This is a genomic window from Sphingobacterium pedocola, from assembly GCF_015209965.1.
GTDB lineage: Bacteria > Bacteroidota > Bacteroidia > Sphingobacteriales > Sphingobacteriaceae > Sphingobacterium > Sphingobacterium pedocola.
Map to the genome: position 1 here is coordinate 2,287,254 of NZ_MU158689.1, position 12,590 is coordinate 2,299,843.

Sequence of the window (12,590 nt, forward strand, 5' to 3'; positions counted from 1 at the left end):
AACTTAATAAATATAAAAGGCAGTATTTTGGATATATTGACGCAAACGGAGATAAGATAATTTTTGTTAATTGCTTGTGGGAGAAGAAAGCAGTCCGTGATTTCACTGATAAGATTTCACAAAGCATCTGATGATACAACGTGGAAAACTGATGAAAAAAATGTTTTGGATGGCTGTAGTTATTATTGGACTATTAAGGTAAATCTTACTTCGAAAGCTTTATTTGATCTTTACGTAAACGGGCTTGGATAAGATCAACTATAATCTAGTCTCATCTTCTAACATTAAAACCCTGATAATGTACCTAAGATAAAACAACTTAGATTATTGTCTATTAATAAATATAAAGTATATTAGAGGTAGAATTATATTATTAGAAAACCAATGTATCAAATATTTATTAGTCTAATCGTCGCATCAACTTTGTGGCTGGTATCCTGCCAAACTAACCAAAACCATCTGAGTGAAAAGGAGTTTACACAGAGATATAAGGATTCGCTAATGCAAAGGGAGCCTGATGCTAATTATGAAATACAAGAAGATCTAAAAATAAAAGTAAGCGAAGGTAAACACGATATGACAATCTATCTGGATAATGCCTATCGTGCCTACACACTCCAACCCGACTCGTTGGCTTCAATATTTTCGGATTACTTAAATTCGTCGATAAGTTCATTGACCAAGACAGAATTAATAAATAAGAACTCAATAGTACCGGTGATAAAGCCCTTTAAATACATTGAAGACGTTAAATCGCTAGACCATGGCAATACAAGCCTAGACTCGCTGATCTATTATGAACCGTACAACGATGAACTGATTATAGTATATGCAGAAGATACGGAGCTTAATATTCGGTACCTCCAGAAGCATATAATAGACAGCCTGAACATCGGTTTGGACACGCTTCGAGATTTTGCTTTTAACAATCTTCGCAAAATATTGCCTGATGTTGAGATTATAAATAGCGGCGGGAAATTCGGTATTCTGGCAGGAGGCGTCTACGAGGCTAGTTTGATTCTTTCCAAGACTATGTGGAATAAAGAAAATTTTAGCATTGACGGTGATATTGTAATAGCCATGCCAACACGTGATATGGTGTATGTGACCGGTAGTAAGAACAAACAAGAGATCAATAAACTTAAGTCGCTTGCTTTGAAAGATTTTGAGAATGAAAACTATCAAGTATCTCCTTTTCTCTTTAGATACAACGGCTCTGCCTTCGAGCGTTTCAGGGATTAGCAGGATGACTAAGCTAATGTACATAAAATATGTATTTTAGCAAGACAAAATTTTATCAATTTAGGGGAAGAAGAATGACCCCTCTAAAAAACAAAATGAAACTCTTAGACAGTATTCCGTGTTGCAAATAGAAATATTTGAATTAATCAAAAAAGCTGTTTTCCGACAACACCGATAAATATGACGTGCAGATAGAAAAATTAAACCAGCAAATTGAAGAACTAAAAAAATTGTAAAAGAAACGAGTGCTAATAAACGTTTAACGTGATTTAAATATGACCACGAGCAATACACCATTTACCGAACTTATCGCATTTATCAAAAGAATCTCCAGTGTGGAAGGAAATGTATCTAGCGGATACTACGACGAAGGATTCTGGTGGATAAAGTTCGCGATAGACATAGACGATCCTTATGCTTGGCATACAGTCCAAGAGTTAGCGTGCGTGGTCAATTACTTATCAATTGAGGATCGATTACCTACGCGCTTCTACCCGGTATCCCCCGCCCCTTATCTCAACGGTGGACCAAAGAACTTCTTGTCGTGGATTATCGAAAACACCGATCAGGAATTTACTCCCGACAATATGAAAGAATGGCTTGCAGGCAGGTTACCAAATCCGGTCGATGATCTAACACAATGGGAAGTTGATTAGTATGATATAGATAACCGCTAACTTATATAGTTAATGGTGCCAGTTGCATTTAGCGAAGTGCAATTCCAATGCAGTCTAAACAAAACTAGCAGATGACGTTTTATAATAATTGTTTTTTGGTTATATTTGTTTAACTATTTTTTCGAAGAAAGAGAGGAGTGTACTATGGACAGCTTATTATTATACAAGAAACTAAATTCGTTACCTGATTCTATGAAGGTAGAGGTAGCTGATTTTATCGAATTTTTAGAAAGTAAGGCCAAGAAGAAGAAATATAAGAACACGGAAGCTCTAAAACCACAATTTGGCAGTGCCAAAGGTTTTTTCACCATCAAAAAAGATTTTGACGAACCATTGGAAGACTTTAAAGAGTACATGTAATGGTGGGAAATCTGCTGGACACGACACATTGCTTGTGACGCAGCTTCCTTTTCACCACCGCGATCCTTTCGACCGAATAATTATTGCACAGTCGATCAACAATAAGCTGAAGCTTATCAGTAAAGATGGACACTTTGCGCATTATAACGTCAAAACTATTTGGTAGTCCAAAGAACCTACGATAAGGGAAGCTGGTAAACCGTATTCCAAACTCCCAACATCATATAGAAATCATAATACTTCTCACCTCCGGCAATATCACCAAACTGTTCTGCCATCTGAATATTTAACTCTTCATTCTCAGACAGAACTTTTTCAACAGAACTTTTTTCGAGAAAAAAAGCTAACTTCATTCTGTCTCTACTATTTTATGCTTTTTAAAGTGCTATTTAATTATGATGCTTTCCAAGAGTGTCTTTGCGAAGTGATTGGCTTTAGTGAGATCCTCAGGCTTACATCTAATATGGCCTATAATTTGATACCTTTTCTGCTTGTCATGCAGCACAAAACGAGTTCGATTACTTGTAGATCTGTAATATTGTAAAAAAGTGCTGGAACCATCAACAATCTTATATTCTGAATAGTAATCTCGCTTTCGGGAATCATCAACTTTATTGCCGGGCTGTTGGATAACCTGTGGCGTGGAAGTATAATAGAGAATTTCCGGATCACTGCCTGGCATCTCGGGTGTTATTTTTCTGGATACGATTTGAACCAATATGCCATCTCGCAGCCAAAATTCTCCTGGATGTTCTGAATCTGAAAGTTTAAAATAATCAGGATCCAAACGTTCAATTATCCTAGACGATTCCAATGTTGTCAGCCGCTCAATAGGTTTTAGATATTTACTAACCCCAAACCGTAGAAAATGGAATTACTGCTTCTCCTTGTATGTAGGTTTGCGATCGCGCAATATTTGTCCCCAGAACTAGTAATATAATGGATAATATATATAAATTTTTCATCTTACTTTTTTTTAATTACATGGATTTACCCGCTTCTTTAAAAGCCTGTGTCAATTGATCTGAATTACTATTTGGAAACGAACAAGATGTATGACAATACACAGATAATAAAAAGCCGAAAATCCTTAAAATACGCTGGTTGTACAACATAGGTTTATAATAATTTGCAGTCAATATAGGAAACTATGGCGTAAAAATCAATAATTGATTAGTTAAATCCTATTTTACCCCAACTGCATTCTGGGGGGTAGGAAAATCTTGCTGTATTGATAAATAACAGGTCTATTCCAAAAGTTTTAAAATTGAAAGAAATAAAACAGAAGAGACATTTAAATACAGAAGTTTAACAGACCTTGTTGATAGAAGAATCACAAAGACAATGAAGCTCGACAAATACACAATTATTCAGACAGAGACGACGGTAGAAAACTAATGAGTAATCTTAACCTTAAATACAGTAAAACATATTTGGAGCAAGCCCACGACGCTTCTTCTTCACACTGATCAGAAATAGTAAGTGCTGGGTATTAAACTATGATTACAAAATAGTAATATATCCTTTGTGATGCAAAATTTCATTTTGTTGTTCGGATTCCCAATAAAATGCTATATAGTAATACAATCCTTTGTTTAATCCAGCCCCGGTGAAAGTATCTTGATAATCTATATCACTAAATACTTCGAGACCGTCTAAGCTGAAAACCACTAGATGCACTGTCGAAAGGCCATTAGTCTCCTTTATCTTTAGGCTCTCATTTAGACCGTCACCATTAACTGTTATAACGTTCGGCCACTTTAAAACGGTAGGTTTGATATGCAGGATACCCTCTCGGTATTGAAAATTATAATTATCGTTTTGTAATCCTGCAGCTTGGATTGTATACTTTCCGGGAGCGACGGCCCCTTGGGAGCTGCCGCTAAAATGCAATAAACCCTTAATGACATCCTCCCCATCATCCCCTTTGAAACCACGGTACACTATGGTGCCACCGTAGAACGGTTGTTTATCGTATATTTTAACGGTATCCATAATAGTGGCTTCCAATAAAGCGGGCGAAATACGAAGGGTCGCTTCTAATGTAAGTGGTCGATATGATGCTCCTTCGAGAACGGCTTTACTATGCACTAACCCAACATTTCTTAATGTATTATTTTCATAAGTTACCGTAACCCCAGCAGGCAATTTTCCTTCTACCAGTAATGTCTGCGTGTAACCGGTATATTCTGACTGAAGATCATTGAAGTCCACTCCCTGTATATCAAGTAAACGTGTCCTGAAAACAATCAAAGGGCAATCTAAGGCTCTTCCAAATTCATTGTATGGCTCCACTTGGACGTGATATACAGTATTAGCACTAAGTTCGCTTAAAAAGGTGTAAGACTTCTGATCTTGCACGTCTAAGCCGTCTAATATATCCATGGCCTGTGGAGTTGTTCCTACAAACAATCTATAACCTGTTGCATAGGTTGCTTCTGGCCACTTTAAAGTGGGTGAAAGTGAAACCTCCTGTGCATCTGATGTAGAAAAACTTACTATAGTACATGACGGGAGTCGAGGGATCTTTAACGTGGTAAATGTCCAGCTGGTACAGGAAGTGGCAACTCCATGTTCATTATACGGAATAACTTGCCAATAAAGTTTCTGAAATTCTGGCAAATCTTCCTGAATTTGATAACTCGTTAAATGACCTACGTCTACGCCGTCAAGTAAATTGAATACCTGTGGTGCCGTGCCCAAAAACAATCGATACCCTTTTGCAGTTGGTATACCCTCCCATTGCAGTGTGGTTCTTAGGTTAATGTCTATGGCCTCATTACTCGGGCTTTTCAGGGTAGCACAATCTGGCGGCTTCGGTAACTTAAGGGTAGCAAAACTGCTTACCTGACAAGACGAAGCCGTACCAGCACTATTGTATGGTACGACTTTGATATAGTATGTAGTCGCTTCTTGTAATGCATATGGTAGGTTATAGGATGTGGCATATCCTACATCCAGCCCATCCAACAGATCGAAATTATTGACTGATTTACCTAAGTATAATCGATACCCTGAAGCATCTTTATTTGCTGACCATGTTATATTGGGATTAAGACTAATATTAATTTCCTGATTTTCAGGATAGGAAACAGAAGTGCAGGACGGGGGATCATTGGCAGGAGATACTGTAAACTCGTTAGCAAGGCATGGTGGCGCCTGTCCATATTCATTATATGGTGTTATTCGTACGAAAATGACAGTACCCTCTGGTAGCTCGGTCGTTATTTTGTATTGATTTACATCGCCAACATCAATGTCGCTTTCAAACTCAAAATTATATGACGTACCAATATTCACTTTATACCCGGTAGCGTTTGCAATCGTGGCCCATTTGATAGTGGGGGTAGCCGAGATGTTTTCCTCTCGTTGAAAAGGATATATCAATTGCGTACAAGATGGCGGAAGGGTTGTGTAAAATCGCTCTGTTTCATAGGTACCAATGTCTATTTCTTCTCCATATAAGCGTCCCCCACCCCATGCGGTACGATCCGTCGCCGCTGAACTTTCAGCTACTAGTTCGTATAATGCTCTATTTCCCATGTCTTTGACTGGACTCGTAAAGGCCGGACGTAAATATCCTACCAAAACATTGTCGTATTCGGGGTTTACGCCCAAAGTGTTGCTGGAACCAAAGGTGTTTTGTTCTAAAAAATTATGACGGATGTCGACATTGGAATAATTAGAAGATGTAACAGCTATGTCTGCGTAGTGATCGGCACTCTTACCTTTGTTGAGAAAGAAAATACTGTTATATACTTTAAGTGCGTTGCCGCTCTTTTCTTCATGCACGAGAGCGGTATTGTAGTGCATAACCAAGTCACTGTTTGTTATCTCCAGTTTACCATTATTATAAATGGCCCCTCCAAGATCGGAACATTTGTTTGCAAAAAAACTAGCTCCAACGAGTTTCAATAACCCTTGATTATTGTACAGACCGGCGCCTCGATAAGCACGGTTAGCGACAAATCCTGAATACTCCACCCGATGATCATGACCTAGTAGATATACGCCTCCGCCATCTTGCAATGCTTCATTGCCCTCAAAATGCCCTCCTAGATGGCTAATTTTGCTATCGGAATACAAAGCACCGCCATGCATTACCGAAAAATTGCGATCATAGTTTCCTCCAACGATTCTTACATTTGTTGATTGATGTATAGACAAAGCTCCTCCTCCGATTGGTCGCCTATGCGCAGATAGCTGTTCGACCTTGTTTTCTACGTACAAAGTGGAATCTACGAGGATGTCATCCGATTCAGAGATATAGACAGCTCCTCCACCTTTACCACTCCTATCTTTGTTATAGCGAAACATTAACCAAGCAAGCTTTATATCATGGGCCTTATGTATAAAGAGTGCTCCTCCACCTTCATCAGCTGAGTTTCCGTTTCGAAAAGATAAATCACGCAATCTGGTACCTGAACCTCCTTCAGTGATTCGCATAATCTGTGAAACGGACTTACCATCCAAGTGACTATCGCCATGATTGTATATATCTAATCCCTTAAATTTTCCGACAATTTTCAGCGGTTTATTGATAATCAAGGGGGTTCGGATTTCATAGTCTCCATGCCTGAGCCTAATCTCTGTATGAATTGGCGAATTGGCGACAGCATTATATATATTTGCGGGACTGGCCCAGGAGCTCCCATTACCTTTTCCATCCGGCGTTACATATACGATTCCAGAGGACGGACTGACCTGACCGAATAAAAAGCCGCTACAGGAAATCGCAAAAAAACAAAGGAAGAGAAATTTCATAAAAAGTATAACCGGTAAAAAACTTACAGTATTCTATCGCCATAAAGATAAACGATAAAAACAGAACCTAACGATCCAACGTATAAAAATATTCTCGGCCAAAACAGCTATTGGATCTTGTACGATATGAACTTTTATCCATCACAACGTCTATTATTCTGTCTGAATTACTTCCTTTGTGCACAACAGGTGTGCTGTATTTGCCGTCGACAGGTACAACTGATACGACATTATCAACATAGGGAAAATCAGGAAGAACGTAAGAATAATATAAATCTCCCCCGACCCGACCTTTATAGAAATGCCTTGAGTGCCGATGGTACAAGGGTTTCTTTCCCTTTTCAGTTGGCATCGCTAAGTATATCGTCTGTGCGACGGGCCGTCCACTTAGTATACCGGGACTCCACCTTCTTTCATATTTGATAAATCCACTTAACAGCTTACCAAATGCCGACGTATCATTTTTTATCAAACTTCCGTCTCTCTCCACATCGAAATGCACATAAGTACTCGGTTGCACCAGTTCATAAGAAAAGCTACCTAGCACGGCCATGGAATCTACATATGCTACCCATCTATCCATAAACTTATCCATACCACTACTAGGCTCTAAACCAATCTCTACACTGGTATATATATCGCTAATGGTATCAGAGGTTAATTGAACAAAGATAGCATCTGAATAGTCATCAAACTTGATATATCCTACTAAGTAGAGGCTATCTGAAACACAATGATAACAGGCAGTTGATAACGATGAATCTATACGCTGCTGTAATCTACTATCGATAGGTAAATCGGCGATCGAAAAGTTATATTTTGTCGCGGATCTGTCGAATTTCAAAACACATGGACTTCCTGTTCCTCGTTTAGCATATCCTTTCAGTTCTTTTTTCAATATGTCGGAGATACAGGTTTGACAAGTGTCTTGCGCTACACTCCAAAAAGGAACAAGAACGAATAAAAGATATATTAGGGGCTTCATATCAGCAATTTACCTATTCTTTTTATTTTGTGCAGACAATCTTCCATAATTTTTCAACAAATTGGCTCTAATCTTCACTTCAGTTGATTAGCCGCATGCATAATCTTATCTGAATGCTTCCCGCTATATTAGCAGCGACAATAGCTGAAATGGGTACATCACAAAATTTTTCGCATTTTAAAATTGGTCGATGAATCAGCTTTAGGATATAATAACCCCCATCTACGCATCGATCAATAAACGGTAACTAACAAAACATTTGATAGCAAATAGGGAGACTATTGTTCGCTGTTTGCGAACAGGAAACAAATTCTCTTATATAGTTAATGGCACCTGTTGTATTTATCGCTCTTAAATTGTCTCATAGAAATAAATTAAAAGCTAATTATAACAACAACAAAGGATAAGAATAGCACGACAACAAAGGATAAGAATAGCACAACAACAAAGGATAAGAATAGCACAATAATCCATGTACATACTATCTAACATTTTGGAGCTATGAAGTTGCTACATTTGAACAGACACTATGTTAAGAGAATTTATCTAACTTAACAGAAATTAATTATGTCACGAGAAAGAAAAATGTACCCCAAGGAGTTCAAACTGATGAGCGTTGAGCTGAGTAAAACGCGTAGCGATCTGACGGTTCTTGCCAAAGAACTGGACATCAAACCCTCTTTGTTATATCGTTGGAGGAAGGAGTTTTCGGTCAAACAGTGCACGAGTTTTCCGGGGAATGGCAAAGTAATACTAACAGAAACTGAGCAGAAGTTAGCACGTCTGGAAAGAGAACTACGGGAAACACAGATGGAGCGCGATATCCTAAAAAAGGCCATCAGCATTTTCTCCAGGAACGACAGCAAATATTCAGGTTCATAAAGGCCCACAGTACGTTATTTCCTGTCGGGAAAATGTGTTTAGTATTGGAAGTGAGCAGAGGAGGTTTTTACACATGGCTGAAACGCATTCCATCGAAAAGAAGTATTGAAAATCAAATGCTTGAATCAGAAATCCTGCAAGCTTTTGAAGCCAGCAAAAAAATATACGGGAGCCCCAAAATTACCCGGGAACTGCATAAAAAACAGATCAGGGTATCGCGTGCTAGAGTAGCCAGAATAATGAGAAAGGCAAAACTAAGAAGTATTGTGAAGAAAAAATTCAGGATTACCACAGATTCCAGTCATAAATTTCCTATACCGGAAAATAAGCTGGACCGTGATTTTAAACCGGGCATTTTAGGAGCAGTATGGGTTTCGGACATCACCTATATCAGGACAAAACAAGGCTGGCTGTACCTGACTACAGTAATCGATCTTGGTGACCGGAAAGTAATCGGTTGGGCATTGAGCAACACAATGAAGGCTGCTGATACAGTGATGGCTGCATTTAAAATGGCGAGAAAAAACAGACCTATAGCTCAAAGGATTATATTTCATTCGGATCGTGGAGTTCAGTATGCCTGCAATGAATTCAGGCTTTTACTGGAAGAAAACCCTTTAATTATCAGGAGTATGAGCAGAAAAGGAAATTGCTGGGACAACGCAGTAGCTGAAAGCTTTTTTAAGACACTGAAAACCGAATGCATATACCAGAACCGCTTTGTCACTAAAGAGCACGCTGCGATCGTCGTATTTGAATATATAGAAACATGGTACAATAGAAAACGTCTACATTCTGCCCGAGACTGTAAAATAAACTGTGTCAAGAATAATAAAGAGAAGTATTATTTTTGACATAGTAATTATGAGTATTAAGGAAAACGATTTTGATTTTGAGTCCATGAAGGACAAAGCGCTGGAACAGTTACGCAGCGGAGCATCACTTTATGGCAAGAACGGCGCTTTTGCACCTTTGATGAAGAAGTTTTTAGAAGCGGCGTTAGAAGCTGAGATGGAGGGCCATATGGACGAAGTTGAGCGCTCCAGCGGTAACCGGCGTAACGGCAAGTCCAGCAAGCAGATTCGCACCTCCGATGGCACGATCGATATCGACACTCCCCGTGATCGTCGATCTAACTTCGAACCCCAGCTCATTAAGAAACGTGAGACGATTCTAGCCGAGAGCCTGGAGAAGAAGATTTTAGGCATGTATGGCCTTGGTATGAGCCTGCGGGATATATCGAACCACATCAAGGAGATGTACGATACAGACATCAGTCACAGTACGCTTTCTTCCATTACCGATAAGATCATTCCCGAGGTCAAGGAATGGCAGTCAAGAAGCCTTGATTCCCTTTATACGATTGTCTGGATGGATGCGATGCACTACAAGGTGAAAGAAGACCATCGTTTTGTATCGCGGGCTGTATACAATATTCTTGGCGTTGACCGAAACGGTCACAAGCATCTGTTAGGGATGTATGTTTCGGAGAATGAGGGTGCTAACTTTTGGCTAAGCGTACTGACCGATTTACAGAACCGGGGCGTAGAGGATATCTTAATTGCCTGTATCGATAACCTAAAAGGATTTTCAGAAGCGATACAGAGTGTTTTTCCGGATACCGAAGTACAGACCTGTGTAGTGCACCAGATCCGTAACAGCCTCAAGTATGTGGCTAGTAAGGACCAAAAGGAGTTTATGAATGATCTAAAACCTGTCTACCGTGCCGATACATTGGATCTTGCCGGACTGCGGATGGATGAACTTCAGGACAAATGGGGGGAAAAATACCCAGTGGTCATCGACTCCTGGCGGCGTAACTGGGAACGTTTGACCACTTATTTCCGTTACGACAAATCCATCCGAAAATTAATCTATACGACCAATACGATCGAGGGATTCCATCGCCAAGTCCGTAAGGTCACTAAAACCAAAGGTGCCTTCACCTCGGACATGGCGTTATTGAAACTGATCTATTTAGCACATAAAAACATTAAGAAGAAATGGACGATGCCACTGGCCAATTGGGGAACAACGGCACAAAAATTAGCTATTTGGTTTCCCGGAAGAATGGTGTTAGATTTGCAATAAGCAAAATGGTTCAATTACCACCCCGCGGGGTGGTAATTGAACCATTGACACAGTTTGTTTTACACTCCCTTCTGCCCTGGATTATACGTCTCCAGAAGAATATGGACAAAAATTAAATAAACAGAACATTGCAGCTTAACTAACTGTCCATTTTATTGTTGCAATTCCAATTTTGTTTGCGCCAATATTAGTATTCATAATTTAGGTTAATAATTGGTTAGTTAAAAATCCTGAAGCTCCCCGCTTCAGGATTTTTGTTTGATAGGTGATCTTAGTAAAAGATTACATGATGTATTATATACTGGCACAAAAAAAGCGTCTTGAATTACCAAGACGCTCATTATATTTTTTATGAAATGTATGTTACAATGCCTTTACCTGATCCATGCTAAGGCCTAATGCCTTTGCAATATCAGCATCAGGTACTCCCAATTTCTTGAATTCTAAAGCTGAATCTAATTTCTCTGCTTCGGCTTTGGCACGTTCCTGTTCTAATAACTTCTCCGATTTCGCCCGCTCCACCAGTTTCCCTTTTTCAAGTCCTTCGTTCTTAGCTTTTTCCAATAAGTATTCCCGTGTTCCCATTGTAGTATTCCTCCCTAGTTTGGTTTCTACTTCTTTCTCAAAGTTAATAAACATTTCTGGTTTTTGAAAACTTACATAACGTGCCAGAAAATCGTATATCCCCTGCCGCGTGTCCTTACTCATCTCGCGCTTTATCATTTCTTCATAAAGATCGTGTTTGATCTCTTTCAGCTGCTCGTCTGTAACATTACGATGTAATATTGCCATTAACGCTGTGAGCACAACCACCGCAAAGGGATTACTGTCTGCACGGAGCACGGTCTCATCCTGATCTAGGATCTTGTAGCTATTGAACCTATAGGAAAGGCTTGTGCCCATAAATTCCTGAACGTAGATCGCAGGGCGGTAACTTTTATTGCCATCGGCTAGGATCGCTAACGCCGTAACCGGAACTTTGTATTTATCGGATATTTTGTAAAAATATTCAAACATGCGCTGGGCAAGGTCGCCGGTTCCCTTGCTCGATTGTACTTCTATATGACAGAGTACAAACTGCTCGCTCCCGTCGTGAAGATAAGCTTTCACCAGTTTGTCAACATAGCGTACGCCTTTGTTATTGGGCTCAGGTGGAAAAAGGCTTTCAAATTCCTTATCGAGATATTCGCACTCACGGTTCAGATCAAAGATATCATCCGCATCCGGAAAAAAGAAGCTGAGAAAATGAACAAATGTCTGCTCTATAATGGATTTCCATAAGGGGTCGTCTATGCGTCTTGATGGCCGGCTCATAATGTTAGATTTATTAGTTTTTTACTATACGAATATAGGAAAAAAAGATTCACTAAGCTAATATTTTTAGTAAAAAAAGAAGCATAATTAAATACGAGTCCTTCCTAAAAAAGGAGTAACCCATAGAGGTATTTATGATAACCGTAGACTCGAAAGGTATAGATTTGATATGTTCACCAAAACTGATAACTTTAATAAAACAGAAGCCTGAAAAATCACGATAGATGATGCATAAGTTACATATCAATTTAGCGACCCTCTTTACACTTTGTGTA

The 12,590-nt window shown here is 39.2% G+C and carries 10 protein-coding genes; 6 read left to right on the forward strand and 4 right to left on the reverse strand.

Going from position 1 to position 12,590, the window contains the following annotated elements; translation table 11 throughout:
* The first annotated feature begins 384 nt into the window (after positions 1-384).
* The 3 genes from C4F40_RS09645 to vapB all read left to right on the forward strand — a co-directional run bounded on the left by C4F40_RS09645 (position 385) and on the right by vapB (position 2,279).
* Entirely contained in the window at positions 385-1,242 is an 858-nt protein-coding gene (locus tag C4F40_RS09645) for a DUF1444 family protein (protein ID WP_262894813.1), read from the forward strand.
* Positions 1,243-1,517: 275 nt separating this feature from the next.
* Positions 1,518-1,898: a hypothetical protein gene (locus C4F40_RS09650; protein ID WP_196939113.1), complete on the forward strand. Its 381-nt coding sequence runs from the start codon at positions 1,518-1,520 to the stop codon at positions 1,896-1,898.
* Between the two features lie 165 nt (positions 1,899-2,063).
* Positions 2,064-2,279 carry a type II toxin-antitoxin system VapB family antitoxin gene (vapB, locus tag C4F40_RS09655; protein WP_136903570.1) on the forward strand — a complete coding sequence of 72 codons (216 nt, stop codon included), beginning with the start codon at positions 2,064-2,066 and terminating at the stop codon, positions 2,277-2,279.
* Between the two features lie 176 nt (positions 2,280-2,455).
* On the opposite strand, the gene C4F40_RS09660 is transcribed toward vapB, so the two are convergent.
* From C4F40_RS09660 to C4F40_RS09670, 3 genes are all read right to left on the reverse strand, one after another.
* A complete protein-coding gene (locus C4F40_RS09660) occupies positions 2,456-2,632 on the reverse strand; it encodes a hypothetical protein (RefSeq protein WP_196939115.1) in 177 nt (58 codons plus the stop codon).
* A 1,150-nt stretch (positions 2,633-3,782) separates the two neighbouring features.
* The gene (locus tag C4F40_RS09665) at positions 3,783-7,043 is read right to left on the reverse strand and encodes a T9SS type B sorting domain-containing protein (protein ID WP_196939116.1); all 3,261 of its coding nucleotides are present in this window, start codon (positions 7,041-7,043) and stop codon (positions 3,783-3,785) included.
* 67 nt (positions 7,044-7,110) lie between these two features.
* The gene (locus C4F40_RS09670) at positions 7,111-8,028 is read right to left on the reverse strand and encodes a hypothetical protein (RefSeq protein WP_196939117.1); all 918 of its coding nucleotides are present in this window, start codon (positions 8,026-8,028) and stop codon (positions 7,111-7,113) included.
* 567 nt (positions 8,029-8,595) lie between these two features.
* On the opposite strand from C4F40_RS09670, the gene C4F40_RS09675 reads away from it, so the two are divergent.
* From C4F40_RS09675 to C4F40_RS09685, 3 genes are read left to right on the forward strand one after another with little or no spacing between them, the layout of a single operon-like run.
* On the forward strand, positions 8,596-8,910 hold the full coding sequence (locus tag C4F40_RS09675) for a transposase (RefSeq protein WP_231389983.1): 315 nt from the start codon (positions 8,596-8,598) through the stop codon (positions 8,908-8,910).
* Entirely contained in the window at positions 8,907-9,764 is an 858-nt protein-coding gene (locus C4F40_RS09680) for an IS3 family transposase (RefSeq protein ID WP_231390007.1), read from the forward strand. Before C4F40_RS09675 ends, C4F40_RS09680 begins: the two co-directional genes overlap by 4 nt.
* Positions 9,765-9,774: 10 nt before the next feature.
* Positions 9,775-11,001 carry an IS256 family transposase gene (locus C4F40_RS09685; RefSeq protein ID WP_196937607.1) on the forward strand — a complete coding sequence of 409 codons (1,227 nt, stop codon included), beginning with the start codon at positions 9,775-9,777 and terminating at the stop codon, positions 10,999-11,001.
* Positions 11,002-11,364: 363 nt separating this feature from the next.
* Here C4F40_RS09685 and C4F40_RS09690 read toward each other — a convergent pair whose 3' ends face one another.
* Positions 11,365-12,315 carry an RpnC/YadD family protein gene (locus C4F40_RS09690; protein ID WP_196939119.1) on the reverse strand — a complete coding sequence of 317 codons (951 nt, stop codon included), beginning with the start codon at positions 12,313-12,315 and terminating at the stop codon, positions 11,365-11,367.
* Positions 12,316-12,590 lie beyond the last annotated feature (275 nt).